Consider the following 24,775-nt stretch of genomic DNA (forward strand, 5'->3'; position numbering starts at 1 on the left):
GGGTAGTGGGCCCCGGGGTGTGCCTCAGGACCTTCACCACGGGACGCACACATTCGTGACACAGGCAACGGGAAGGCCCGGCGCCCGCCCTCAGCCGGCGCGCACCACCAGGGCCGTGGCCACCGCCATCAGTCCTTCCTCCCGGCCGGGGAAGCCGAGCCCGTCCGTGGTCGCGCCCGACACCGACACGGGCGCTCCGGCCGCCTCCGACAGCAGCTTCTGGGCCTCGTCCCGGCGCTTGCCGATCTTCGGGCGAGGGCCCACCACCTGTACGGCGATGTTGCCGATGCGGAATCCGGCCTCGCGCACGATGCGCGCGGCCTCCGTCAGGAGCGTGACCCCGGAGGCGCCGGACCACTCGGGGCGGCCGGTGCCGAAGTGCTGCCCGAGGTCGCCGAGGCCGGCGGCGGAGAAGAGGGCGTTGCAGGCGGCGTGGGCGACGACGTCCGCGTCGGAGTGCCCGGCCAGGCCCGGGCCCGCGTCCTCCCACTTCAGGCCGGCGCACCACAGCTCGCGGCCCTCCTCGAAGGCGTGGATGTCGGTTCCGATGCCGACCTGGGGCAGTACGGGCTGGTCAGAAGCCATCGTTGAGCCTCCTGCGGGCCAGGACCGCCTCCGCGAGGACCAGGTCCAGGGGACGGGTCACCTTGAAGGCCTCCTCGTGGCCGGGGACGGCCACCACGGTGAGGCCGAGCTGTTCGACCATGCCGGCGTCGTCGGTGACCTCGCCGGTCACCGTCTCGTGCGCCCTGACCAGGGTGTTCCGGTCGAAGCCCTGCGGGGTCTGCACGGCCCTCAGCAGGGCGCGCTCCGGCGTGGCGACGACCGGCTCCGGCTCGCCGGGGGTGCCGGCGGGCTCGACCTGCTTGACGGTGTCGGCGAGCGGCAGGGCCGGCACCACGGCCGGGGCGCCGTCCCGTACGGCCTCGATCACGGCGTCGACGGTGTCCACCGGCACCAGCGGCCGGGCCGCGTCGTGGACGAGCACGATGTCGTGGCCGGGCGGCAGCGCGTCGAGGCCGAGCTTCACGGACTCCTGGCGGGTCTGCCCGCCCGGGACGACGAGGAAGTCCGTGCGTTCGGGCAGGGCGTGCGCGTCGAGCAGCGAGCGGACCTCGGCGGCGCCGTCGGGCGGGGCCACGACGACGACCGTGCCGACGGCGCGGGAGGCGGCCATCGCGCGGACGGCGTGGATGAGCATGGGGGTACCGCCGAGCGCGCGGAGCGCCTTGGGGGCGCCCGGGCCCAGCCGGACACCGCGGCCGGCGGCGGGGATCACGGCCGCCGTACGGGCCGCGGAGGGGCCGGCGGGCGGCGAGGGACGCGAATCGTCAGACATCAGTTCCTGTCAGGTTTGTGTGCTGGCCCGGCGTGGGTATGGCCTGGAGGAGTGCCGGGCGCGACGCGCTCGACCGGACCCTTCCGTGACGCTGGTCGAGCCGGCTGCCCGGGCCCGGCACCCCTGAACACCGGGGCGTGAGTGATAACACATCTCGGAGTGACGGCGCATCGGCTTCGGAGTACGAACATGCCGCAGCGCCCGGCGACAAGTCATTCGTCATCGGGCACCGCGGCATTTCGATGTGCAGGCGCGCGCTCGGCCGATCAGCCTCGACCAGCAGCCTTGATCAGCGGCTTCGGCAAGCGCAGAGCGCTGTGCGACGGGTTTCGCCTCAGGAGGCGAGCACCTCGTCGAGCAGGGCTTCGGCCTTGTCCTCGTTGGTGTTCTCCGCGAGGGCGAGCTCGCTCACCAGAATCTGGCGGGCCTTGGCGAGCATGCGCTTCTCACCGGCGGAGAGTCCGCGCTCGCGCTCACGACGCCACAGGTCACGCACCACTTCCGCGACCTTGATGACATCGCCCGAGGCGAGCTTCTCCAGGTTTGCCTTGTATCGACGGGACCAGTTCGTGGGCTCCTCGGCGTAGGGTGCGCGCAGCACCTCGAAGACCCGGTCCAGCCCGTCCTGACCGACCACATCACGCACGCCGACGAACTCCGCATTGTCCGCTGGCACACGTACCGTCAGGTCGCCCTGGGCGACCTTCAGCACCAAGTAGGTCTTGTCCACGCCTTTGATCTGGCGAGTTTCGATGGCCTCGATCAGCGCGGCCCCGTGATGGGGATAGACCACGGTGTCGCCAACCTTGAACGTCATGTGACAGGTACCCCTTCCGTGGCTATCCAGGGTAACACGGAAACTGCGGGTACTGAATGGCGTTTTCGCAGGTCAGGGCATATCTCGGGGCTTGACAACTCCGACAGGAACGTGCTTCGGACAGGGATCGGAAGAAGGTATTCGCAGGTGGGAGCGGCTCTTCGGGGCGAGTGAAACGCGTACGTTACACGCATCCGGAGCATCCTCCGGAAGGCCGAACATCCCCATATGTCCGGTTCCGTATGATCGACTTCCGCTACTCCGTTCGGCGGTCCGCGCCGGGTTCACGTCGAATCCGGAATTGATCACAGGGCCCTCCGACGAGCCGCCGGTGATCAATTCCGAGGCGGTCCGCGCATTCCTCCACGGAACATTTGCGGTGCCGCGCGGGTCTCTTATGTGAATGCCGGACGACGACCACGCCAATGTGACGCGGGAGTCACAGGAGACTCAGGTGGGATCGGCGGTGCCGGGGGGTCGGGTGCGGCCGGACGAGGGCGGCTCGGTAACCTAAGGCCCGCTGACAGACACTTAGGGCGGCTTTATCGGCCGCTCCGCTCGAGTCAAGGAGTTGCCGCCGCCGTGAGCAGCAGCCTTCGACGCGGTGCCCTCGCCGCCGTCGTCACCGCGTTCTCGATCGCCTCGCTCGCCGCGTGCGGCGCCGGCAACGACGCCCAGACGCTGGAGATCAAGCCGGACAACGCAGCGACGAGCGTCGGCGACATCAAGGTCCAGAACGCGATCGTGATCACGCAGCCCGACCTCGAGTCGACCGGCCCGGCCGCGATCTCCGCCACCCTCTTCAACTCGGGCCGCAGCGCCGAGACGCTGGAGTCCATCACGCTGCCCGGCACCGGCAAGACCGCCGAGCTCAAGCCCGCCAAGGGCGGCAGCCTCAGCATCCCGGCCGGTGGCTCGCTGATCCTGGGCGGCAAGGACAACGCCACGGCGATGCTGCCGAGCAGCCGTGAGGCCGTGCAGGACGGCAACGCCCAGAAGATCACCTTCACCTTCAGCAAGACGGGTGCCGTGAGCCTGCAGGCGTTCGTCGTGCCCGCCGAGCACTACTTCAAGGAGTGGGGCCCCACCGAGGTCCCGGCGCCGGGCGCCTCGTCGTCCCCGTCGGGTTCGCCGTCCGGTTCCCCCGCCGAGGGCGAGTCGGGCGCGCCGGAGAGCCCCGCGGCCGGTGAGGGCGGCCACAACGCGTCCGGCACGCCGACCGACGCGGCCTCGGCGAGCGCGAGCGCCGGTCACTGAGCAGACGCGACAAGGGCGGGCCCCCTCCGAGGAGGGGGCCCGCCCTTCGTGCCGCCGTCGCCGCCCGCCGGCCTACGGCTCGAACTTGTAGCCGAGACCGCGGACCGTCACCAGGTAGCGCGGAGCGCCCGGGTCCGGCTCGATCTTGGCGCGCAGCCGCTTGACGTGGACGTCGAGGGTCTTGGTGTCACCGACGTAGTCGGCGCCCCAGACGCGGTCGATGAGCTGCATGCGGGTCAGCACCCGGCCGGCGTTGCGCAGCAGCATCTCCAGCAGGTCGAACTCCTTCAGCGGCAGATCGATCTTGGTGCCGCCGACGGTGACCACGTGCCGGTCGACGTCCATGCGGACCGGGCCGGCCTCCAGGGCCGCCGGGGTGACCTCTTCGGGCTCGCCGCGGCGGCGCAGCACGGCACGGATCCGCGCGACCAGCTCGCGCGAGGAGAACGGCTTGGTGACGTAGTCGTCAGCTCCTATCTCCAGCCCGACGACCTTGTCGATCTCACTGTCCTTGGCGGTCACCATGATGACGGGGACGTTGGACCGGCCGCGCAGCTGGCGGCACACCTCGGTGCCCGGCAGGCCGGGCAGCATCAGGTCGAGGAGGACGAGGTCGGCGCCGTTGCGCTCGAACTCGTCGAGTCCGTCGGGCCCGGTGGTCGCGACGGCGACCTCGAAGCCCTCCTTGCGGAGCATGTACGACAGGGCGTCGGAGAAGGACTCCTCGTCCTCGACGACGAGCACTCGGGTCACGGAAGGACCTCCGGGGCGGGAAGCGTTTCGTACGCGTCTGATTCGGGGGATGTGGGGGTGGACCGCCCGGCCTCCTCGTCGAGGCCCGCGCCTCCTGCGCGTGTCTCTCGGGCGGGCTGCTGACGTGCGCCGCGGGCCGCACCGGCCTCCGGCAGGCGCAGGGTGAAGGTGGAGCCCTGGCCTTCGGCACTCCACACCGTGACCTCCCCGCCGTGCGAGGCGGCCACGTGCTTGACGATGGCCAGCCCCAGCCCCGTGCCGCCGGTGGCGCGGGAGCGGGCGGGATCGACGCGGTAGAAGCGCTCGAAGATGCGCTCCTTGTCCTTGTCGGAGATGCCGATGCCCTGGTCGGTGACGGCGATCTCGATGTGGTCCCCGCTGGCGGCGCTGACGCTGCGGGCCGCGATGCCGACGCGGGTGCGGGCGGGCGAGTAGTTGACCGCGTTCTCGACGAGGTTGCCGAGGGCGGCGGCGAGCTGGCCGCGGTTTCCCCACACGCGCAGGTCGGCGGTGCCGCCCGCCCGACGCCCGCCACCACCCTGATCGGGCCCTTCGGGCGCCCATACATTCGAGGCCATGGTGATCTGCTTGGCCCCGGCCTGGTGCCGGCAGCGGTCGATGGCCTCGGCGACGAGTTCGTCGACGCGGACCGGCTCGGCGTCCTCCAGCGGGTCGTCGTTCTGCACGCGCGAGAGGTCGATGAGCTCCTGCACCAGGCTGGTGAGCCGGGTGGCCTCGATCTGCATGCGCCCGGCGAACCGCTCCACGGCCTCGGGGTCCTCGGAGGCGTCCATCACGGCCTCGGAGAGCAGCGAGAGGGCGCCGACCGGCGTCTTCAGCTCATGGCTCACGTTGGCGACGAAGTCGCGCCGGACCGCCTCGATGCGGCGGGCCTCGGTCAGGTCCTCCACCAGCAGCAGCACCAGCCGGGAGCCGAGCGGCGCGACCCGCGCGGAGACGGCCAGGGCCTCTCCGCGTCCGGTGCCGCGCCGGGGCAGGTCCAGCTCGACCTGGCGTATCTCGCCGTCCCGCCGGGTGTCCCGGGCCATCTGCAGCATCGGCTCGACGGCGAGCTTGCCACCGCGGACCAGGCCGAGGGCGTACGCCGCCGAGCTGGCCTTGACCACGGCGTCGGCCTCGTCGAGGACGACGGCGGACGACCGGAGGACCGACAGGACCGTGTCCACGCCGGGCGGGAGCACCGCGTCGGTGTGCAGGGAGCTACGGGTGGGGCGCTTCTGCTCGCGCTCACTCCAGCGGAACGCGAGCATGGCGATGACGCCGGTGAGCACCCCGGCGATCGCTGCCGCTGCGGCGACCGCCGCGTTCACGTCCATGCACCCAGGTTAGGCATGGCTCGGGCACCCTCCACAGCCGTCGGGCTGCGAGCTCGAACACTCGTCGCCCAGAGTTCACCTTGGAGCCAGTATTGGTTCATTTGGGATGACGGAAACGGACGCGTACGGGGCGGAACGTGGGAGCGTGGGGTTCGGACCACCGGTCGTACGACGGTCGTACCGCCGGTTGTCCGGTGGGCCCCGGCCCTTGGACCCCCGACTGAAACGCACGAGAGGGAAGCCTGATGCGGGACGCGTACCACGAGGAACTGGACTCGATCGGCGACGGTCTGGTGGAGATGGCCCGGCTGGTCGGGTCGGCGATCGGGCGCGCCACGACCGCCATGCTCGACTCCGACCTGAAGCTGGCCGAGAACGTGATCGAGGCCGACCAGCGGGTCGACGAACTCCAGCACGAGCTGGAGGCGAGGGCCATAGCCCTGCTGGCGCGCCAGCAGCCGGTGGCGACGGACCTGCGCATCGTCGTCACGTCGCTGCGCATGTCGGCCGACCTGGAGCGCTCGGGCGACCTCGCCCAGCACGTGGCGAAGCTCGCGCGCCTGCGCTACCCCGACCGCGCCGTCCCGAGCGACCTGCACGCCACGATCCTGGAGATGGGCCAGCTCGCGCAGCGCCTGATGGCGAAGGCCGCCGAGGTGATCATCACCAAGGACGTCGACCTGGCGCTCCAGCTGGAGCAGGACGACGACGAGATGGACCTGCTGCACCGCACCCTCTTCCAGCACCTGATGGACGACCGCTGGAAGCACGGCATCGAGACGGCCGTGGACGTCACGCTCCTCGGCCGCTACTACGAGCGGTTCGCCGACCACGCGGTGTCGGTCGCCAAGCGCGTGGTGTACCTGGTGACGGGTGAGCACGCGGACGAGCTCCAGGCGGACATGCAGCCGGACATCCAGGCGGTGTCGGGGGCGGAGAGCGCCTGACGGGCCCGGCCGGGAGGCGGAGAACCCCTAGACGGGCCCGGCCCGGGGGCGGGACCCCCGGGGGCCGTCCGGGGCGTGACCCGCAGACGGGTCGGGGACGGTCGGGGCGCGTGGGCGCCTCAATGCGCCGTTGATGCGCCCAGCCGGACGGGCGTCCAATGGGTACAGGCACCAGCCTCGAGGAGGGACCCATGGCCGAATCCCCCAGCACGGCGCCCGACCCCGCCCGGCAGCGTGAGACCGAGCAGCCCGCCGAGATCAGGAGCCTGCCCCTGATCGCCGCGTGCGGCTGCGGCTCGGGCTGCGGCTGCGGGTGCCAGTCGGGCAGCCCCTGCCAGTGCGGCTGACGCCGACACTTCGCCGACCGTACGACCCGAGGGGCCCCGGCCGTGTCGCCGGGGCCCCTCGGCGTGCGGTCGCCCGGGTGGCCGTACGGGCGGAGCATGAGAGGTAGGCAAGGCGGCGCGGACGAGCACCGTGCCGGGAAGGAGGCGCGCGGCATGCCCAAGTACATGGACGTCCATCGCGGCATGAAGGGCATCACGGAAGAGCAGTTGCGTGAAGCCCACAACGCGGACCTCGCGATCGAGAAGGACGAGCAGGTCCACTTCGAGATGGCCTGGGCGGACCCGGAGTCCGGCCACGTCTACTGCCTCTCCGAGGCACCCTCGGCCGAAGCGGTCCAGCGCATTCACGAGCGCGCCGGGCACAAGGCGGACGAGGTGCACCCCGTGCCCTTGATGGTGCGGTGACCGGCGGAACGGGTCCCGGGTCGTCAGGCCGGTGACCCGTCGCGCGCGGCCCGTCAGCGGCGCCGGCCGGCGTTGAGACGGGCCGCCTGGCGGGTCAGATAGTCGCGTTCGGGGAGGTTGGGAGCTTTGCGGGCCGCCTCGGCGTACAGACGGGCCGCCGTCTCCGGGTCGCCGTCGCGTTCGTGGAGGTAGGCCGCCACCGCGTCACGGCGGGGCAGCGCGTCGTCCACCTCGGCGAGCGCCGCGAGACCGGCGCGCGGTCCGTCGGCCTCGCCCACGGCCACCGCGCGGTTGAGCCGGACCACCGGGCTGTCGGTGAGACCGGCGAGTTCGTCGTACCACTCCACGATCTGCACCCAGTCGGTCTCCTCGGCGGTGGGCGCGTCCGCGTGCAGCGCCGCGATGGCGGCCTGGGCCTGGAACTCGCCCAGCCGGTCGCGGGCGAGGGCCGCCTGGAGGATGCCGACGCCCTCGGCGATCAGCCGGGTGTCCCACCGGCCGCGGTCCTGCTCGGCGAGCGGCACCAGACTGCCGTCGGGCGCGGTACGCCCGGCGCGCCGGGCGTGGTGGAGCAGCATCAGCGCGAGCAGCCCCGACACCTCGGGGTGGTCGATGGCGGCCGCGAGCTGCCGGGTGAGCCGGATGGCCTCGGCGGCGAGGTCGACGTCGCCCGAGTAGCCCTCGTTGCAGACCAGATAGAGGACGCGCAGCACCGTCGCCACGTCACCGGGCTGGTCGAGCCGTACGCCGGAGACGGTGCGCTTGGCGCGGCTGATGCGCTGCGCCATCGTCGCCTCCGGCACCAGGTAGGCCCGGGCGATCTGCCGGGTGGTGAGCCCGCCGACGGCGCGCAGCGTGAGCGCGACCGCCGACGACGGTGTCAGGGAGGGGTGGGCGCACAGGAAGTACAGCTGGAGGGTGTCGTCCACGTCGGACGCGGGCCCGGGCGCCGGCTCCTCCTCGACGAGGTCCTCCCGCCTGCGGCGGGCGCTGTCCGCGCGGGCCTGGTCGAGGAACTTTCGCCAGGCCACGGTGACCAGCCATCCCTTCGCGTCCCGCGGGGGCTCGGCCGGCCAGACGCGGAACGCCTCGACCAGCGCGTCCTGCACGGCGTCCTCGGCCGCCGCGAAGTCGGCTCCGCGGCGGACGAGGACCGTGAGCACACTCGGGGTGAGGCTTCTGATGAGGGCCTCGTCCATCGGTGGGGTCACTCCGTGATGGTGGGCGGGGCGGTCAGGAACGGGCGCACCTCCAGCCACTCGTGGATCGGCTTGCCGCCCGCGCCGGGGGCGGCAGACAGTTCCCCGGCCAGCTCGACGGCACGGTCGTAGCCGTCGACGTCGATGATCATCCAGCCGGCGATGAGATCCTTGGTCTCGGCGAACGGCCCGTCCGTGACCGGCGGACGCCCTTCCCCGTCGTACCGGACCCACGCCCCCTCGGGGGCGAGCGCCTGCCCGTCGACGAACTCGCCGGTCTTCTCCAGCCGCGCCGCGAAGTCGTGCATGTACTGCATGTGGGCCGAGATCTCCTCCGGCGTCCACTGGTCCATCGGTACGTCGTTGACGGCCGACGGGGCGCCTCGGTAGTGCTTCAGCAGCAGGTACTTCGCCATGGTGATTCTCCTCGGTGCCGGTGCGGCCATCTTGGCCGCTTTCACCCCGGGGACGGAGCCGGACGCGGGTTCTCGACATCACCGCCGAAGTTTTTTCCGCCGTCCACGTCGTGGTACGCGGACGGGGACAAAACGCTCGCGAAATGACCGCGACGCGTGATCCGCTCTGGCAGAGTCGATGCCTGTTCGAGGGGCGCCCGATGCGCGTGCCCCCTGCGCCCAGTCACCCGGGACATGCCATGAGCGACGCACGGAGCGACTCCGGACGGAACACCGACCCGAGTCGCATCGCCGCCCTCCCGCCCGCCGTTCCGGCCGGGTGCCACTGCACGCAGCGCACGCGCGGCACCCGGTCCGCGTGACGTCCACCGAGCAGCGCGCCGAGGGCGCCGGACCGTTCACCACCCGGCTCACCTGGCACGTCCCCGGCGGCGGCACCGCCGTGTGGGAGTCACGGCTCGCCCGGCGGCGCGGCATCATCGCGGTCCGCCCGGTCGGCGCCCCGGCGGGCCGGCACACCCGGGCCGACGATCTCGCGCTCGGCCGGCTGCGCAGACTCAACGCCATCGCCGCGACCTCCTTCGTCATCGGCGGCGCGCTCTTCGCACTCGGCGCGGGTGTCGCCCAGTTCGGCTCCGGCGACGCCACCACCTGTGCCTCGATCTACTTCGCCGGCGGCCTGTTCTTCAACACCGGCGGCTACGTCTCGCTGCTCCAGGTCGTCAACGCGCCCCGGCACGTCCCCGGGGGCGCCGGGCGCCTGGTCACGAGCGGCTGGCGCTGGTGGAGCTACGAGCCGACGCGGGTGGACTGGCTGAGCGCGTTCGTCCTGTTCGCCGGCACGCTGGTGTTCGGCATCAACCTGCTGGACTCCTTCCTCCAGGGGCTGAGCGTCCAGCAGATCAACCGGCTGATCTGGGTACCGGACGTGATCGGCTGCCTGTTGTTCCTGATCTCCGGCCACCTCGCCTTCGTCGAGATCTGCCACGGCCGGGGCCCGTGTCTGCGTCGGCGCGACCTCGGCTGGTCGATCGTCGCCGTGAACCAGTTCGGCTCCGTCCTCTTCATGGTCTCCGCACTCGCCGCCTACACCCGCCCGGCCACCGCCGACCCGGCCAACGCGGACATCGCCAACTGGGGCACCCTCCTCGGCGCGGCGTGCTTCTCCATGGGCGGCCTTCTGCAGTTCGGCGAACGTCCTTGAACGGTGGGTCGGGGCGACCGCAAGTCCTGACGGCGGCGATCCAGTACGGGTACGCGGGTTTCCGCCACGTCGTACGACGGCGTCAGGAGGGGCGGGTCATTCCGCCCCCGCCCGCCACTGCTGAGCCGTGCCCCCGGTCAGCGGCTCCAGTGACAGCCCGCCGCCCTCGTCCGGAGTGACCGCCGTCTCGATGGCGATCGCCGGGCGGATGACCCCGTCGGCGTCGACCGTGAAGCGCAGGTTCTCGCCGTGGTCGCCGTCGACCGAGTCGCAGTCCCAGATGCCTAGACCCCTGTCGACGGAGCCGCGGCTGTCCAGGCAGAAGCCGGGGTCCGCGGACGACTGCACCACACCGCGATCGGTGTCGACGCGCCAGCGCTGGGTGGGGGCGGCGGTGCAGGGCGCGGTGACGACGTCGGTGCCGTTGTCGAAGCCGCCGGACACCTGCAGGCACCGGCCCGAGGCGGCGTTCACGACCTGGGCGTACCTGCCGTTCGGGGCGTGGGCCGTGGGGGAGGGGGACGGGGACGGGCGGGGGCTGCGGCTCGAGGGCCGTGTCGTCGGGCTCGGGCTCCGCGTGGGAGACGGGGACCTGGAGGTCCGGGACGGCGACGGCGTCGCGGACACCGTCGCCGTGACCGTGACCGGCGGCGCGGTCATGGGCGTGCCGCCGGCGCCCGCTGAGCGGTGGTCCGCGGAGCCGCCCGAGGGCAGCATGAGGATCGCCAGGGGGACCAGGCCCACGCCGAAGGCCGCGGAGGCCAGCAGTAGACGGCGGGACGGAGGGCGCCGCGACCCCGTGCCGCCGGCGACGACCCGAGGCTCGGCGCCTCGCCGGGTCGTGTATGCCGAACCGGACCAGGGCAGCAAGCCCTCCGCCAGGGCCGCGCGCGGGGTGTCCCGCAGGGTCGTCAGCTCCTCGTGTGCGGCCGTGCAATGCGGGCATTGCGCCATGTGCGCGTGCAGGTCGGCACTGTGGCGGGGGGCGTGCGCCCGCGTCGACTCCTCGATCAGGCGGCGGAAGTCCGCGCAGCGCGGGTCGTCGGAGGCGGCCAGGCGCGACCTGAGACAGGCCTGGGACATCGCCTGGAGGGCCTGCGTCGTGCCGTACACCACGTCTTGGGGGGCGAGGTCGAGGAAGGCGGCCGTGCGGCCCTCGGGTTCCTCGTCCACGACGGCGTACCAGAGGAGGCCCTGGGTGCGGGAGGGCAGGGCGTGGAACGCGGCCAGCAGGGGCGGCAGCGGGCCCCCCGGGGTGCCGGCGGTGTTCAGGACCAGCAGCAGGCCGGGGTCCAGGCCCGCGGAGCGGTCGTCGCGGGCCCAGGACGCGGCCAGCCGGGCGGTCAGCAGCAGGAGGTGGTGGCGGAGCGGGACGCGGGGTTCCACACCGTGTGCCGTCTCGCGGGCCGCCGCCGTGAAGGTCTCGGCCACCAGCCGCCGGGCCGCCGACTCGCCCGCGGTGCACAGCCGGGCGTAGCCGAGGGCCGCCGGGCGGTGCCGTCGGTGGAGCTCCCGCAGCGCCGCGTAGGCGGTGGCGGTGTCGCCGCGCAGCAGTACGGTCAGCCGCGCGTCCGACGCCTCGCCGTACGGCCCGCGGCCCGCGTCCCCGGCAGTGTCGCCGCCCTGAGCCATCCTCGCCCCTCCTAGCCCGCCACCCTTCCCCTGTCCTGACGTACCGGCCAGTTTGGGGTGCCCACATGGTGGCGGAGGCGGCCCTTTCGGAAAAGGGAGTTACCTGAGGTAACTGAACAGGGCTTCGGTCACCGGGAAGCGGGCCTCCGAAAAGGCGCATTCCTCCACCGTCAGCCCCGTGCGCAACCGCACCCGCGTGCGCGACAGCAGCCGGGAGACGTGCATCTGGGAGATTGCCGAGTTCCTCACGGCAACTGCCCGCCCCCGCACCGGCCCGCAGCCTTCTGACGGCCCACAGGCGGCCCCAGGATGCCGACAAGCCCCTCATCTGCCATGAAACAGCAGGTGGGGGGCTTGTTCGTGCGGACTTACTTCTTCTTGCCCTGGTTCTTGACCGCCTCGATCGCCGCTGCCGCCGCCTCGGGGTCGAGGTAGGTGCCGCCCGGGTTCAGGGGCTTGAAGTCGGCGTCGAGTTCGTAGGAGAGCGGGATGCCCGTGGGGATGTTGAGGCCCGCGATGTCCGCGTCGGAGATGCCGTCGAGGTGCTTGACCAGGGCGCGCAGCGAGTTGCCGTGGGCCGCGACCAGGACCGTACGGCCGGTCAGGAGGTCGGGGACGATCGCGTCGAACCAGTACGGGAGCATGCGGACGACGACGTCCTTCAGGCACTCCGTGCGCGGCCGCAGCTCCGGCGGGAGGGTCGCGTAGCGCGGGTCGTGGAACTGGGAGTACTCGGCGTCGACGTCCAGCGGCGGGGGCGGGGTGTCGTAGGACCGGCGCCACAGCATGAACTGCTCCTCGCCGAACTCGGCGAGCGTCTGGGCCTTGTCCTTGCCCTGGAGAGCACCGTAGTGGCGCTCGTTGAGGCGCCAGCTGCGGTGGACCGGGATCCAGTGGCGGTCCGCGGCCTCCAGGGCCAGCTGGGCCGTGCGGATCGCCCGCTTCTGGAGGGACGTGTGGACCACGTCGGGGAGAAGATCGGCGTCCTTCAGGAGCTCGCCACCGCGGACTGCCTCCTTCTCGCCCTTCTCGTTGAGGTTCACGTCCACCCAGCCGGTGAACAGGTTCTTCGCGTTCCACTCGCTCTCGCCGTGGCGGAGGAGGATCAGCTTGTACGGTGCGTCGGCCATGCCCCAGAGCGTAATCCACGCTTTCGCCCGTTCGCGTGGCTGCCCGGCAGGCGGACGTTTGACGGGATCTGTTAATTGAGTGGCCCCCGTCAACCGACGGCTCGTAACGTGCTCATGCCTTCAGCGCTGCTTACACACACCACTCACGCCTTGCTGCCCCGGGGGATCCATGCCGTACGCCCTGCGTGCCCGACAAGCCGTCCGGGAGACGGTCTCCGGTCTCCCCCGGGAGTTCTGGTGGCTGTGGACCAGCACCCTCGTCAACCGGCTCGGCGCCTTCGTCGCCACCTTCATGGCCCTGTACCTGACCCTCGACCGCGGCTACTCCGCCTCCTACGCCGGTCTGGTCGCCGCCCTGCACGGGCTCGGCGGCGTGGTCTCCTCGCTGGGCGGCGGGGTGATGACCGACCGGCTGGGCCGACGGCCGACCCTGCTGATCGCGCAGTCCTCCACCGCCGTGTTCGTGGCACTGCTGGGCTTCGTGCACGACCCGGTCGCGATCGCCGGTGTCGCCTTCCTCGTCGGCATGGCCAGCAACGCCTCGCGGCCCGCCGTGCAGGCGATGATGGCCGACATCGTCCGGCCCGAGGACCGTATCCGCGCCTTCTCCCTCAACTACTGGGCCATCAACCTCGGCTTCGCCGTCTCCTCCATGGCCGCCGGTTTCATCGCCGAGGTCAGCTACCGCGCCGGGTTCCTGATCGAGGCGGGGATGACGATGGCCTGCGCGATCCTCGTCTTCCTGCGGCTGCCGGAGTCCAAGCCGGCCGGGCGGGTGGTGCCGGCGGGCGCCCAGGACGACTTGGTGAGCCTGCGCACCGTGCTGCGCGACGGACGGTTCATGAGCGTCGTCGGGCTGTCCTTCCTCGTCGCGCTCATCTTCCAGCAGGGTTCGGTGGGGCTGCCGGTGGCCATGGGCGAGGCCGGCTTCACCCCGGCCGAGTACGGCATGGCCATCGCCGTCAACGGTGTGCTGATCGTCGTGCTCCAGATCCCCGTCACCCGCTTCATCGAGCACCGCGATCCCCGTCGGCTGCTGGTCGTCTCGTCCGTCCTCGCCGGGTACGGCTTCGCCCTCACCGCCTTCGCGGGGTCCCTGGGGCTCATCGCGCTCACGGTGTGCGTGTGGACGCTGGCCGAGATCGTCAACGCGCCGACGCAGACCAGTCTGGTCGTACGGCTGTCGCCGGTGCACGGACGCGGGCGCTACCAGGGCATGTACACGATGTCCTGGTCGGTGGCCGGCCTCGTCGCCCCGCTGCTCTCCGGGTTCGTCATCGACCGGTTCGGGGCGGAGTGGCTGTGGGGGCTGTGCGCGGTGGTGGGGACCGTGGCCGGGGCGGGATACGCCCTGCTGATGCGGCGCATGCCCGGCGAGGAGAAGGTGGTCGAGCCGTCGGCGGGGGTGCGGCCGCAGCCGGAGGTCGGCGCGGGGTGAGGCGCAGCGCACCCGGGTCGGCGCGGCGGCCCGGGCCGGGATGCGCGGCGGAACGTCCCTTACATCGGCAGCGAGCGCAGCCGCACCGGCCCGGCGGGCCAGCGCGCGTCGTCGCGCAGGGGCGTCACCATCGTGCGCAGCGGCATGGTCACCACGCGCGAGCCGGGCTGTTCGACGCGTACGTCCGTGTCAAGCGGCCGCCATCCGAGGCGCTCGTACAGCGGCACGAGGGGTGGTCGGCAGAACAGCAGCGCGTGCCGGGGGCCCTGGGTGCGAGCGTGGTCGAGGGCCGCCGCGAGGACGAGCCGGGCCAGGCCCCTGCCCCGTACGCCGGGCGCCACGGCCACTCCGCCCACGCCCATGACCTCCGTCTCCACGCCGTCGACCGTGATCGGCAGCCGTAGCAGACCGGCGTGTGCCACCAGCCGGCCATCGAGCCGGACGCCGAAGTGTTCGTCCTTGGGAAGCCAGGTCAGACCGGTGTCGGCCACACCGAACGGGTCGTCGCCGGTGCCGAGGATCTCGTCCTGTTCCGTCTTCGTGTAGCGGGAGAGCCGGGTGACGGTCGGCCCCCCGCCGGGGGAATCGTTCACTGGCATACCAGGATCATGATCCAGGACCATCCCGCCGACACCCCCTCTCCTCCTCTCTCCCCCCGGCCACCGCCGCCCTACCCGTCCACGAAGCCCAGTTCCGTGTCCGGTCGGCACTGCGGGCAGGGCTTGACCCCTTCCGCGAGGGCTCGCCGGGCATGGTCACGGTCGACGCCCTTGCTGCGTCGGCCCGCGGTCCAGCAGCCGCCGACGTGGACGTACACGGCTTCGCGCCCGGACAGGCCGCGTTCGATCAGCCAGTCCGGCGCGGGCGGGCGGGCCTGGAGGCCGCGCCGGTGTTCGGCCTGGCGGCGTTCCTCGTCCGCGATCCACCGGCGGGTGCGGGCCAGGTCGCGCACCTGCACGCGCTCCAGGAAGCGGAGCAGCGCGAGCCGCGACTCTGGATCGTTCATACGTTCGATTCTAGGAGCAGGTCGCCCCCGAGCCCACCCCGCCCTTCGTCCCTGCTCATGGGTGGATCTCCCGAACCACCTCCGAGGTGATCGACTCCCCCGGGCGGCTCGGGCAAGCTGGGACCATGAGAACCGCCGGAATCGCCGACACCGTCGACGCATCCGAAGTCACCCGCTCCACCGTCCGGAAGTTCCTCGAACTCCGGCTCGCCGGTGACACCGAAGGGCTCACGGCCCTCTTCGCCGACACCGTCGACTGGATACTCGCCGAGAACCCCGTCGTGCCCTGGATCCGGCCCCGTTCCACCGCCGCCGAGTGCGCGGCGCAGGCCGACGACCTGGCCCGGTACACCGTCCCCGAGGACGCCCGCGCGTCCGTCGACACCTTCCTCGTCGACGGGACGGACGCCGTGCTCATGGGGCACCTCTCCGGGACCGTCCGGGCGACCGGCAAGCCCTTCTCGGGGCCCTTCGCGCTGCGGCTCACCGTCGACGGCGGGCGGATCACCCGGCACCACCTGTACGAGAACAGCGTGTCGATCGCCGCGGCCTGCACGCCCTGACCCACCACGTGCGTCAGCGGGGCCAGGCGTGCCCGGTCATACGTCGCCGTCGCCCGATGGCCGTGCCGTCCCCGGCCACCCGCTGCCGCCGCCCGGCACGACCCGGACGTACTGCCGCTTGTCCTCGTCCCGCACGACCGCCCCCAGCCGCAGCAGTTCCCCGCGCAGCTCCCGGGCCTCGGCGCCGTGCTCGTCCTCACGGGTCCGGGCGCGGGCCCGCAGCAGGGCGTCCGCGCCCGCGGGCAGGCCGGGGGTGCCGGGGACCCAGCGGCGGAACTCGGCGCGATGCGGATCCTGTTCCTCCCAGCTGTACCCGTGTGCGGTCAGGGCGTCCGCGAGGCGCCGCCAGTCCAGGCCGCACTGCTCCCGCGCGAGTTCCAGACCGCCGGGGCCGAGCAGGACGAGCTGCCTGCCGTCCCGGAAGCACGCGCAGACCTCCTCGCGCGTGAACTCCTGGGAGCTGTCCCTGACGGCCAGCGTCACGTGAGTGTCGGCTACGCGGACGGACAGCGACTCGTGCACCGCCCAGAAGCCGAGCAGCAGTCCGCCGAGCGCCCCCAGAGCGATCGTGCCGAGGGTGAGGGCGGGCTCCGGAACCGAGGTCAGCAGTTCGGCCGGGCCTTCGAGGGGCGCCCACGGCAGGGCGAGCAGCAGGCGGGCGAGGAGCGGGAGCAGCGCGCCGGCCGCCGCACCGCAGGCGACGCAGAAGAGCACGACGGCCCAGGCCGATTCGGCGAGTTCCGTCGCCCCGCCCGCCTGCGCACGGGGGCTCTTCCGCATGGGAACGTTCCTGGCTTCCTCCATGCGGCCAGTCTCCTCAGGCGCCGTGTCCCCTGTCGTCAGCCGTTGGTCTACGCGCCCGCGACTTCGGTCGCCTTCGTGCCCCCGCTCAGGGGTGCATCCGCGCGCCCTTCACCACCTTGTCCACCGCGTTCCTCGGGCCGTACACGGCGAGCCCCACGAGGTCCAGGTCCGCCGTCGGCACGGCCCGCACGGCGGCGCGGTTGTCACGGTCGTTGCCCGTGGCGAAGAGGTCGGAGGTGAACAGCGCGCGGGGCAGGGCCCGGGACAGGGCACGGGCGTGGGCGGTGGCCAGGACCTCCTTGGTGGCCTCGAAGACCATGACGGGCTGGCGGAACATGGGGAGGTAGGGCACGCCGTCCGCGTCCTCGTACGGTTCGCCGATCACCTCGGGCACCTGTGTTCCGAGGCCGCTGACCAGGAACGATGTCACGTTGAGGCGCTGCCAGGGCTCCAGGTCCGCGCGCAGCAGTACGGCGATCTTCGTGTCGAAGCGGATCGGTTCGGTGTTCATGGTCCGAGCGTGCCCGCCGGCCGCCGCCGGGGTCTTGTACGTTCTTTGCATGGCCTCCGAGTCCGCCTCCCGGTCCTCCCGGACCGTCTCCGCCTGGCGGCCCGCCGTCGAGGGTGTCGTCGAGGTCTTCCACGCGCGTTTCACCGAGTACGCGTATCCGATGCACGTCCACGACGCCTGGACGCTGCTGATCGTCGACACCGGGGCCGTGCGGTACGACCTCGACCGGCACGAGCACGGCACCCCGCAGGACACCGTGACGCTGCTGCCGCCGCACGTGCCGCACAACGGCTCACCCGTCAGCGCCGAGGGGTTCCGCAAGCGGGTGCTGTACCTGGACGGGACGTACCTGGGCGACGAGTTCATCGGGGCGGCCGTGGACCGGCCCGATCTGCGCGATCCGCTGCTGCGCCGGCGGGTGGGCCGGTTGCACGGCGCGCTGGGGCGGCCGGGCGAGGAACTGGAGGCGGAGAGCAGGCTGTTGTTCGTCGGGGAGCGGTTGCGCGGGCATCTGCGGGGCGAGTCCGCCGCCGCTCGGCCGGCCGATCCCGTGCTCGCCCGGCGGCTGCGCGAGGTGCTGGACGAGCGGGTCGTCGAGGGTGTCGTCCTGCGCGAGGCCGCCGGGCTGCTCGGCGCCCATCCCGCCCATCTCGTCCGGGCGTTCACCGCGGCCTACGGCATCGCCCCGCACCAGTACCTGACGTCCCTGCGCGTGGGGCGCGCCCGGCGGCTGCTCCTGGAGGGGCACCCACCGGGCGAGGTGGCGGTGGCGGCCGGCTTCTACGACCAGTCACATCTCACCCGGCACTTCCGCAGGCTCGTGGGGGTGCCGCCGGGGCGGTACAAGGCGGGTTAGCGCTCCGGGCGCCGGGTGAGGTGGGCGAACGCGTCCAGGTTGCGGGTCGACTCCCCCCGGGAGATTCGCCACGCGTACTCCTTGCGGATCGCCGAGGCGAAGCCCAGCTCCAGCAGGGTGTTGAAGGCGCCGTCGGAGGCCTCCAGGACCTGGCCGAGCAGACGGTCCAGCTCGTCGGGCGTGACGGAGGGCAGGGAGAGGCGGCCGGTGACGTAGACGTCGCCGTGCTGGTCGACGGCGTAACTCACGCCGTAGAGCTTGAGGTTGCGCTCCAGGAGCCAGCGGTGGACGCCCTGTTCGTTCTCGTCGGGGTGGCGGATGACGAAGGCGTTGAGCGACAGGGAGTGCCGGCCGACGATCAGGGAGATCGTCGTCTTGAGCTTGCGGGTGCCCGGGAGCTGGGCGACGTAGGTGCCGCGTTCGGGGCTCTCCCACTCCAGGTCGGCGTCCTTGAGCACTCCCTCGATGACCTGCGCCGCTCGCTGTTCCTGATCGGTTTCACCCATGCAGCGAGCGTACGCGACGCCGGTGGGCCTGCATCGCGGCCGTGTAGACGTCCGTCGTGGCGGCGGCGGCCGTGTCCCAGCCGAAGGACTGGGCGTGGCGGGCGGCCTGGTCGCCCAGCCGGGGCGCGAGGTGCGGGTCGTCGGCGAAGTCGCGCAGCACGCGCGCGTAGTCGGCCGGGTCGTGGCCGCGGACGAGGAAGCCGGTGTGCCCGTCGCGCACGGCGACCGGCAGGCCGCCGACCGAGGCCGCGAGGACCGGGGTGCCGGCCGCCTGCGCCTCTATGGCGACCAGGCCGAAGGACTCGCTGTAGGAGGGCATGACCAGAACGGAGGCGGCGCGGAACCAGTCCGCCAGCTGTTCCTGGCCGACCGGCGGGCGGAACCGTACGACGTCGGCGATGCCCAGGCGCGCGGCCAGCTTCTGAAGGCCCTCGGGCTTGGCGAGGCCGGTGCCGGAGGGGCCGCCGACGACGGGCACGAGGATGCGCGAACGCAGTTCGGGGCGCTGGTCGAGGAGGACGGCGACGGCGCGCAGCAGGACGTCCGGGGCCTTCAGGGGCTGGATGCGGCCGGCGAACAGTGGGATCAGCGCGTCCTGGGGCAGGCCGAGGCGGGCCCGGGCGGCGGCGCGGCCGTCGGCGGGCGAGAAGCGGCTGAGGTTCACGCCGGGGTGGACGACGGCGACCTTGTCGGGCTCGGCCGTGTAGTGCCGCACCAGTTCGTCGGCCTCTTCGGTGGTGTTGGCGATGAGGCGGTCGGCGGCGGCGACGATCTGGGTCTCGCCGATGACGCGGGCGGCCGGTTCGGGGGTGTCGCCGTCGGCCAGGTTGGCGTTCTTGACCTTGGCCATGGTGTGCATGGCGTGCACCAGGGGGACGCCCCAGCGCTGGGCGGCGAGCCAGCCGACGTGTCCGGAGAGCCAGTAGTGCGAGTGGACCAGGTCGTAGTGGCCGGGGCGATGATGGGCCCAGGCCTGCATCACGCCGTGGGTGAAGGCGCACAGCTGGGCGGGGAGGTCCTCCTTGTTGAGGCCCTCGTAGGGGCCGGCGTCGACGTGCCGGACGAGGACGCCGGGGCCCAGTTCGACGGTCGGCGAGAGCGCGGCGGCGGTCGCGCGCGTGAAGATCTCGACCTCCACGCCGTGTGCGGCGAGGCGCTGGGCCAGTTCCACGATGTAGACGTTCATGCCGCCCGCGTCGCCGGTGCCGGGCTGGTGGAGCGGCGAGGTGTGCACGGAGAGCATGGCGACGCGGCGGGGCCTGCGGTGCAGCCGCAGGCGGGCCGGCGACGACGCGGAGCGCCTGCCGAGCCTGCCGATGTACTGGCTCACGTGGCGTTCCTCCTCGCTCCGGGCATGCCTCCGCAGGGCGCACGGTGCCCTCCGACGGGGTGCAACGCCGGAGGGAGGTGCTCCATTTCCCGATTCGGGAGTTTTACCGAATCATTACCGCTGATCGCTCAACCGTTCGAGACATGGAGAGGGCGGGTCCGTCGCCTTCAGGAGCGCGAACATCAGGTGAACTCCCGTCGACGACTCCCCCGGGGCGGACACGACGAGCTGTACGGCGGCCGGGGCGACGACGTCCTGCACGGCGACGGCGGCGACGAGCTGTACGGCGGCCCCGGCCGGGATGCGCAGGGTCGTGCGCGCGCATCCCCGGCGGGTCGCCGCGCCGACGGGTTTGCGCACCCCAACCATGTCCGAGAGACGTGAGGTGACGTGGCGAGCGGGAAGAGCGTGGTGCGTGATGAAGCTGGTGGTGCAGGAGTTCCTGTCGCTCGACGGTGTCTCCCAGGGGCCGGGCGCCCCGGACGAGGACACCAGTGGCGGCTTCGAGCGGGGCGGCTGGTTCGTACCGCATCTGGACGAGGAGTTCGAGCGGCTGGTCGGCAGCTGGCTCGGGCAGGCGGACGCACTGCTGCTCGGCCGCCGGACGTACACGGGCTTCGCCCGGGACTGGCCCGCGATGACCGGCCATCCGCTCGCCGGGATCATGAACAGCCTGCCGAAGTACGTCGCCTCCCACACCCTGACCGAGGCCGGATGGAACCCGACCACGATCCTGTCCGGCGACGTACCCGCCCAGGTCGCCGAGCTGAAGCGGCAGCCCGGCCGCGAGCTCCAGGTCCACGGCAGCGCCCGCCTCGCCCAGTCCCTGCTGGCCGCCGGGCTGGTCGACACGCTACGGCTGGCGATCGCGCCGGTCGTGGTCGGCCAGGGGCGGCGGCTCTTCCCGGACGGCGGTGCCCCCACGGCCCTGCGGCTGACCGACCACCGGACGACGCCGGGCGGCCTGTCGGTACACGTCTTCGAGTCGTCGGGGGCGCCGCGGTTCGGGACGTACGGGAGCGGGGGCGGGGCGTAGCGGCCCTCTCCTCCTGGCGCCCCGCCTACTGGTCGGCGGCACCTCGCGCCCTGACAGCGCCGGCGGCCGCTTAACCTCGTACGCATGACACCCCGCGCGACCACCCGCCCCTTCGGCACGGTGACGCGCGGCACGACCAACCCCAACCGGCTGCGCCGCATGGACCGCTGGATCGCGGCCACGCACGGCGCCGAGCTGCGCCGCGCCGCCGACCCGGTCGCGGTCGACCTCGGATACGGCGCCGCCCCCTGGACGGCCGTCGAGCTGCTCCAGCGCCTGCGCACGGTCGCCCCCCGCACGCGCGTGGTGGGCGTCGAGATCGAACCGGCCCGGGTCGCGGCGGCGCTGCCCTACGAGCGGCCGGGGCTCGCCTTCCGGCACGGCGGCTTCGAGATCCCGATCCCGCAGCGCCCCCTGCTCGTCCGCGCGGCCAACGTGCTGCGGCAATACGACGAGGCCGAGGTCGCGGCCGTGTGGCAGCGCCTGTGCGCACGCCTCGCACCGGCGGACCCGGCGGCCGGGTCGCGCGGCGGACTGCTGGTCGAGGGGACCTGCGACGAGATCGGACGCCGGCACGTGTGGGTCGCGCTCGGCCCGGAGGGACCGCGCACGGTCACCTTCGCCACCCGGCTGGGCTCCCTGGAGCGCCCTTCCGACCTGGCGGAACGCCTGCCGAAGGCACTCATCCACCGCAACGTCCCGGGCGAGCCGGTGCACGCCTTCCTGCGCGACTTCGACCGCGCCTGGGCCGCCGCCGCCCCCTATGCCTCCTACGGCGCCCGGCAACGCTGGATCCGCGCGGTACGGGACCTGGCGGCCGACTGGCCGGTGTCGGACGGGCCCGCGCGGTGGCGACAGGGCGAAGTGACGGTGCGCTGGGCGGCTTTGGCCCCGGGCGTATGATTCCTCCCGCCCGGACAGGGGCCGTTGGAACGATCTCTTTGAGTCGTTCGTCACACAGACCGGGAGATCGTCACACCGGGGGCATACCGGCGTGGGGGCGGCGGGAAGTACTCCCCCTGTCGCTTTCCGGGCCGACATGGCAGCATCCCCAGGCGAGCCGCAAGTTACTGACGGTTAATCAGTTGGGGGCCGAGGTATGGGTACGGGCAAGCGTGGCCTGATCGCGACGGCGGTGGCCGTGGTCTGCGCGGTCACGGTGCTGGCGGCACCGGGCACGGCGTTCGCGAACCCCACGCCCTCCCCCACCCCCGGCGCGGTCGCACCCGCCAAGGACCTCGAGGCCGTCCGCAAGAAGCTCGACCGGCTCTACCGCGCCGCCGGCCGCGCCACCGACGAGTACAACGCCGCCGACGAGAAGGCGGACAAGCAGTCCGCCGAAGTCGTCGCGCTGGCCAAGAAGATCGTCAAGGGCCAGGACGAGCTCAGGAAACTCAAGGACCGCGCGGGCGCCGCGGCCGCCGCCCAGTACCGCGGCGGTGGACTGCCGCCCGAGGCCCACCTGGTGCTGAGCGACGACCCGCAGGACTTCCTCGACGGCGCGGGCCGCGTCCGCGAGGGCCACCACGCGACCAAGGGCCTCCTCGGGGAACTGACCCGCACCCAGGAGGACTTGGAGCAGTACGCCAAGGACGCCTCCGCGCAGCTGAAGAAGCTGGAGGCGGGCCGCAAGGCCAAGGCCGCCGCACAGAAGAAGATCGAGAAGCAGATCGCGCAGGCGGAGAAGCTCGAGTCCGAGCTGCAGAAGGAGGAGCAGGAGCGCCTCGCCGAGCTGGAGAAGGAAGCGGCGGACAAGGCGCAGACCGCCTGGCTCGACTCCGGCATCCTGGAGGAGATCGACGGCAAGGCCTCCGCGCAGGGCAAGAAGGCCGTGAAGTACGCCACGGCCCAGATCGGCAAGCCGTACCAGTGGGGCGCCGAGGGGCCGAGGACGTACGACTGCTCGGGGCTGACGTCACAGGCCTGGATATCCGCCGGGCGCGGCATCCCCCGCACCTCGCAGGAGCAGTGGAAGCGGCTGCGGCACATCGACATCCAGGACATGCGCCCCGGTGACCTCATCATCTACTTCGCAGACGCCAGCCATGTCGCCATGTACATCGGGGACGGAGCGATCGTGCACGCGCCGCGCCCCGGACGGACCGTGACCATCGCCGGCGCCGGCACGATGCCCATCCTCGGGGTGGTACGGCCGGACGCGGGCGCCGGCGCCAACTGAGCGCGGACGTCCGCCGGACGAGGCACGGGACTCCGTGCCACTCGGCGCGGACGCCGGCTCCGACCCCGATGCGCTGAGCGCAGACGCCGGCAGGACCACGGCGCACCGGATATCGGACGCCCGCGGTGACCTGGCCCACGTGACCCACCGCACCCCTTTTCGCGCGGGAGCCGTGCGCTGACGTGACGTTCGTCATCCCCGCAGCATCTCCGAGCTGTCCAACTGAGGGGCATATCGCGGCATATGACGCCGTCCGGTGACGCAGCGGCGTGGCTCACACCATTCCACTGCGGCGCCGACACCCGCTATGGTCCCGCTCGGTGGGTCGAGGTCCCTCGCCCCACCGTGCCCTCGGGGGGAGGGAAGGAACCCAAGACGATGCCCGTACCCATACCGCGGCAGAGAGCGATCCCGGCCGCGGAGAGTGGTCAGGCGCAGGCCGCGTCCCCGCGCGGCGGCTCGGCCGAGGAGTCCGCGAAGGACGTCTCGCCCGCGGGCCGCACGCCGGACACCGCCGGGAACACCACGGACAAGGTGGAGAACAACACCGCCCACACCAATCTGACGCTGCTGCTGATCGAGGACGACCCGGCCGGTTCGCCGATCGTGCCGGACATGCTCGACCAGGCAGGCAAGCCGATCCGCGTCCGCACGGCCCGCAACCTCACGGAGGCCGGCCGGCTGCTGACCGACGACGTCCACTGCATCCTGCTGGACCTGGCGCTGCCCGCGCCGGGCCACAGCGACTCGGCGGACGAGCTCGCCGTGCTCCGGCACGTGCTGGAGCTCGCTCCCCGGCACGCCGTCCTGGCGCTGACCGCGTCCGGTGACGCCGAGCGCGGCGCCGAGGCGGTGCGGGTGGGCGCCCAGGACTACCTCTTCCGCGACGAGCTGGACAGCAGGCTGCTGAGCCGCGCGATCCGCTACGCGGTGGAGCGCAAGCGGTCCGAGTCGGCCGAGCGCAGGCTCGCCGAGGGCCGGCTGCGCGCGCAGGAGAACCGCCGCCTGGAGCGCGGTCTGCTGCCGACACCGCTGCTGGAGGGCTCATCGCTGCGTTTCGCCGCCCGGTACCGCCCGGGCCGCTCGCGCGCGCTGCTCGGCGGTGACTTCTACGACGTGGTGCGCACGCCGGACGGCACGGTGCACGCCATGATCGGCGACGTCTGCGGGCACGGCCCGGACGAGGCCGCGCTCGGGGTGGAGCTGCGGATCGCGTGGCGGGCGCTGACCCTGGCGGGCCTGTGCGGCGACCAGCTGCTGGGCACGCTCCAGCAGGTGCTGGAGCACGAGCGGGCCGACGACGAGATCTTCGCGACCCTGTGCACGGTGGACATCGCGCCCGACGGCCGCCGGGCCGGGCTGTGCCTGGCCGGTCACCCGTCACCGCTGCTGGCCCGCCCGGGCAAACCGGCCCGCCTGCTGCCCTACGACAACAACGGCCCGGCCCTCGGGCTGCTGCCCGGCGCCCGCTGGCCGCGCATGCAGGTGGAGCTGGGCGCCGAGTGGAGCCTGATGCTCTACACCGACGGTCTGATCGAGGGCCACATCGGCCGGGGCCGGGAGCGGCTCGGGCAGGACGGCATGACGGAGATGATCCGCCGCCAGCTCGCCGAGGGCCTGCGCGGCGAGCAGCTGCTGCGGGCGGCGGTGAACGAGGTGCGCGACCTCAACGGTGGCGAGCTGACGGACGACGTGGCGGTGCTGCTGCTGGACCGGGTGCCGTAGCCTCCCGGCCGTGCGGGACCGAGTGCCGTAGCCTCCCG

At 72.5% G+C, this 24,775-nt stretch carries 29 protein-coding genes; 12 read left to right on the forward strand and 17 right to left on the reverse strand.

What is annotated here, in order from left to right; genetic code table 11:
• Positions 1-90: 90 nt before the first annotated feature.
• The 3 genes from ispF to ACFZDI_RS26705 all read right to left on the reverse strand — a co-directional run bounded on the left by ispF (position 91) and on the right by ACFZDI_RS26705 (position 2,156).
• Positions 91-585, reverse strand: a complete 495-nt coding sequence (gene ispF, locus ACFZDI_RS26695; protein ID WP_104785887.1) for a 2-C-methyl-D-erythritol 2,4-cyclodiphosphate synthase — start codon at positions 583-585, stop codon at positions 91-93.
• Positions 575-1,339 (reverse strand): 2-C-methyl-D-erythritol 4-phosphate cytidylyltransferase, encoded by a 765-nt coding sequence (ispD, locus tag ACFZDI_RS26700; RefSeq protein ID WP_391253785.1) that lies wholly within the window; start codon positions 1,337-1,339, stop codon positions 575-577. The genes ispF and ispD overlap by 11 nt, the downstream gene beginning before the upstream one ends.
• A gap of 334 nt (positions 1,340-1,673) precedes the next feature.
• Positions 1,674-2,156 (reverse strand): CarD family transcriptional regulator, encoded by a 483-nt coding sequence (locus tag ACFZDI_RS26705; protein ID WP_003953493.1) that lies wholly within the window; start codon positions 2,154-2,156, stop codon positions 1,674-1,676.
• A gap of 582 nt (positions 2,157-2,738) precedes the next feature.
• On the opposite strand from ACFZDI_RS26705, the gene ACFZDI_RS26710 reads away from it, so the two are divergent.
• A complete protein-coding gene (locus ACFZDI_RS26710; protein WP_234846605.1) occupies positions 2,739-3,413 on the forward strand; it encodes a copper chaperone PCu(A)C in 675 nt (224 codons plus the stop codon).
• Positions 3,414-3,485: 72 nt separating this feature from the next.
• Here ACFZDI_RS26710 and ACFZDI_RS26715 read toward each other — a convergent pair whose 3' ends face one another.
• Entirely contained in the window at positions 3,486-4,166 is a 681-nt protein-coding gene (locus ACFZDI_RS26715) for a response regulator transcription factor (RefSeq protein ID WP_030243122.1), read from the reverse strand.
• A complete protein-coding gene (locus ACFZDI_RS26720) occupies positions 4,163-5,503 on the reverse strand; it encodes an ATP-binding protein (protein ID WP_391253787.1) in 1,341 nt (446 codons plus the stop codon). The genes ACFZDI_RS26715 and ACFZDI_RS26720 overlap by 4 nt, the downstream gene beginning before the upstream one ends.
• Positions 5,504-5,748: 245 nt before the next feature.
• Between ACFZDI_RS26720 and phoU the strand changes: the two genes are divergently transcribed.
• The 3 genes from phoU (at position 5,749) to ACFZDI_RS26735 (ending at position 7,202) form a co-directional block, all read left to right on the forward strand.
• On the forward strand, positions 5,749-6,450 hold the full coding sequence (gene phoU / locus ACFZDI_RS26725) for a phosphate signaling complex protein PhoU (protein WP_234846607.1): 702 nt from the start codon (positions 5,749-5,751) through the stop codon (positions 6,448-6,450).
• A gap of 191 nt (positions 6,451-6,641) precedes the next feature.
• Positions 6,642-6,797, forward strand: coding sequence for a hypothetical protein (locus ACFZDI_RS26730; protein ID WP_234846608.1), 156 nt, complete (start codon positions 6,642-6,644; stop codon positions 6,795-6,797).
• A 153-nt stretch (positions 6,798-6,950) separates the two neighbouring features.
• Complete coding sequence (locus tag ACFZDI_RS26735; protein ID WP_234846613.1) at positions 6,951-7,202, forward strand: SCO4226 family nickel-binding protein; 252 nt, start codon at positions 6,951-6,953, stop codon at positions 7,200-7,202.
• Positions 7,203-7,255: 53 nt separating this feature from the next.
• Here ACFZDI_RS26735 and ACFZDI_RS26740 read toward each other — a convergent pair whose 3' ends face one another.
• Both ACFZDI_RS26740 and ACFZDI_RS26745 read right to left on the reverse strand, forming a co-directional pair.
• A complete protein-coding gene (locus ACFZDI_RS26740; RefSeq protein WP_391253904.1) occupies positions 7,256-8,401 on the reverse strand; it encodes a DUF6596 domain-containing protein in 1,146 nt (381 codons plus the stop codon).
• Between the two features lie 8 nt (positions 8,402-8,409).
• Positions 8,410-8,817, reverse strand: a complete 408-nt coding sequence (locus ACFZDI_RS26745) for a YciI family protein (RefSeq protein WP_234846609.1) — start codon at positions 8,815-8,817, stop codon at positions 8,410-8,412.
• Between the two features lie 358 nt (positions 8,818-9,175).
• On the opposite strand from ACFZDI_RS26745, the gene ACFZDI_RS26750 reads away from it, so the two are divergent.
• Positions 9,176-10,021, forward strand: coding sequence for a hypothetical protein (locus ACFZDI_RS26750; RefSeq protein WP_234846610.1), 846 nt, complete (start codon positions 9,176-9,178; stop codon positions 10,019-10,021).
• A 96-nt stretch (positions 10,022-10,117) separates the two neighbouring features.
• Here the strand turns inward: ACFZDI_RS26750 and ACFZDI_RS26755 are convergent, their stop codons facing one another.
• The 3 genes from ACFZDI_RS26755 to ACFZDI_RS26765 form a co-directional block, all read right to left on the reverse strand.
• Entirely contained in the window at positions 10,118-11,653 is a 1,536-nt protein-coding gene (locus ACFZDI_RS26755) for a ricin-type beta-trefoil lectin domain protein (RefSeq protein ID WP_391253790.1), read from the reverse strand.
• A 99-nt stretch (positions 11,654-11,752) separates the two neighbouring features.
• Positions 11,753-11,902, reverse strand: a complete 150-nt coding sequence (locus ACFZDI_RS26760) for a hypothetical protein (RefSeq protein WP_391253909.1) — start codon at positions 11,900-11,902, stop codon at positions 11,753-11,755.
• Between the two features lie 119 nt (positions 11,903-12,021).
• Entirely contained in the window at positions 12,022-12,783 is a 762-nt protein-coding gene (locus ACFZDI_RS26765; protein WP_234845595.1) for a phosphoglyceromutase, read from the reverse strand.
• 169 nt (positions 12,784-12,952) lie between these two features.
• Here ACFZDI_RS26765 and ACFZDI_RS26770 point away from each other — a divergent pair, with 169 nt between their 5' ends.
• Positions 12,953-14,221: an MFS transporter gene (locus ACFZDI_RS26770; protein WP_391253791.1), complete on the forward strand. Its 1,269-nt coding sequence runs from the start codon at positions 12,953-12,955 to the stop codon at positions 14,219-14,221.
• Between the two features lie 59 nt (positions 14,222-14,280).
• On the opposite strand, the gene ACFZDI_RS26775 is transcribed toward ACFZDI_RS26770, so the two are convergent.
• Together ACFZDI_RS26775 and ACFZDI_RS26780 are read right to left on the reverse strand one after the other, a co-directional pair.
• Positions 14,281-14,820: a GNAT family N-acetyltransferase gene (locus tag ACFZDI_RS26775; RefSeq protein WP_234845593.1), complete on the reverse strand. Its 540-nt coding sequence runs from the start codon at positions 14,818-14,820 to the stop codon at positions 14,281-14,283.
• Positions 14,821-14,891: 71 nt separating this feature from the next.
• On the reverse strand, positions 14,892-15,227 hold the full coding sequence (locus ACFZDI_RS26780) for a DUF6233 domain-containing protein (RefSeq protein WP_234845592.1): 336 nt from the start codon (positions 15,225-15,227) through the stop codon (positions 14,892-14,894).
• Positions 15,228-15,352: 125 nt separating this feature from the next.
• Here ACFZDI_RS26780 and ACFZDI_RS26785 point away from each other — a divergent pair, with 125 nt between their 5' ends.
• Positions 15,353-15,790 (forward strand): nuclear transport factor 2 family protein, encoded by a 438-nt coding sequence (locus ACFZDI_RS26785; protein WP_234845591.1) that lies wholly within the window; start codon positions 15,353-15,355, stop codon positions 15,788-15,790.
• Between the two features lie 36 nt (positions 15,791-15,826).
• Here the strand turns inward: ACFZDI_RS26785 and ACFZDI_RS26790 are convergent, their stop codons facing one another.
• Together ACFZDI_RS26790 and ACFZDI_RS26795 are read right to left on the reverse strand one after the other, a co-directional pair.
• Entirely contained in the window at positions 15,827-16,570 is a 744-nt protein-coding gene (locus ACFZDI_RS26790) for a hypothetical protein (RefSeq protein WP_391253793.1), read from the reverse strand.
• A gap of 109 nt (positions 16,571-16,679) precedes the next feature.
• A complete protein-coding gene (locus tag ACFZDI_RS26795) occupies positions 16,680-17,105 on the reverse strand; it encodes a DUF2000 domain-containing protein (RefSeq protein WP_234845589.1) in 426 nt (141 codons plus the stop codon).
• 49 nt (positions 17,106-17,154) lie between these two features.
• On the opposite strand from ACFZDI_RS26795, the gene ACFZDI_RS26800 reads away from it, so the two are divergent.
• Positions 17,155-17,961, forward strand: a complete 807-nt coding sequence (locus ACFZDI_RS26800) for an AraC family transcriptional regulator (RefSeq protein WP_234845588.1) — start codon at positions 17,155-17,157, stop codon at positions 17,959-17,961.
• On the opposite strand, the gene ACFZDI_RS26805 is transcribed toward ACFZDI_RS26800, so the two are convergent.
• The 3 genes from ACFZDI_RS26805 to ACFZDI_RS26815 form a co-directional block, all read right to left on the reverse strand.
• A complete protein-coding gene (locus tag ACFZDI_RS26805; RefSeq protein WP_234845587.1) occupies positions 17,958-18,467 on the reverse strand; it encodes a YbjN domain-containing protein in 510 nt (169 codons plus the stop codon). The genes ACFZDI_RS26800 and ACFZDI_RS26805 overlap by 4 nt on opposite strands.
• Positions 18,460-19,797, reverse strand: a complete 1,338-nt coding sequence (gene mshA / locus ACFZDI_RS26810) for a D-inositol-3-phosphate glycosyltransferase (protein WP_391253796.1) — start codon at positions 19,795-19,797, stop codon at positions 18,460-18,462. The genes ACFZDI_RS26805 and mshA overlap by 8 nt, the downstream gene beginning before the upstream one ends.
• 114 nt (positions 19,798-19,911) lie before the next feature.
• Entirely contained in the window at positions 19,912-20,157 is a 246-nt protein-coding gene (locus ACFZDI_RS26815) for a hypothetical protein (protein ID WP_391253798.1), read from the reverse strand.
• Positions 20,158-20,215: 58 nt separating this feature from the next.
• Here ACFZDI_RS26815 and ACFZDI_RS26820 point away from each other — a divergent pair, with 58 nt between their 5' ends.
• The 4 genes from ACFZDI_RS26820 to ACFZDI_RS26835 all read left to right on the forward strand — a co-directional run bounded on the left by ACFZDI_RS26820 (position 20,216) and on the right by ACFZDI_RS26835 (position 24,737).
• Positions 20,216-20,833, forward strand: a complete 618-nt coding sequence (locus tag ACFZDI_RS26820; RefSeq protein WP_391253906.1) for a dihydrofolate reductase family protein — start codon at positions 20,216-20,218, stop codon at positions 20,831-20,833.
• A gap of 84 nt (positions 20,834-20,917) precedes the next feature.
• Complete coding sequence (locus ACFZDI_RS26825) at positions 20,918-21,736, forward strand: class I SAM-dependent methyltransferase (protein ID WP_234845584.1); 819 nt, start codon at positions 20,918-20,920, stop codon at positions 21,734-21,736.
• A gap of 196 nt (positions 21,737-21,932) precedes the next feature.
• Positions 21,933-23,012 (forward strand): NlpC/P60 family protein, encoded by a 1,080-nt coding sequence (locus tag ACFZDI_RS26830; RefSeq protein WP_391253800.1) that lies wholly within the window; start codon positions 21,933-21,935, stop codon positions 23,010-23,012.
• A 378-nt stretch (positions 23,013-23,390) separates the two neighbouring features.
• Positions 23,391-24,737, forward strand: a complete 1,347-nt coding sequence (locus tag ACFZDI_RS26835) for a PP2C family protein-serine/threonine phosphatase (protein WP_234845582.1) — start codon at positions 23,391-23,393, stop codon at positions 24,735-24,737.
• Positions 24,738-24,775 lie beyond the last annotated feature (38 nt).

The sequence above is a fragment of the Streptomyces sp. NPDC007907 genome (assembly GCF_042959365.1).
In the GTDB taxonomy this organism is placed as follows: domain Bacteria; phylum Actinomycetota; class Actinomycetes; order Streptomycetales; family Streptomycetaceae; genus Streptomyces; species Streptomyces indiaensis.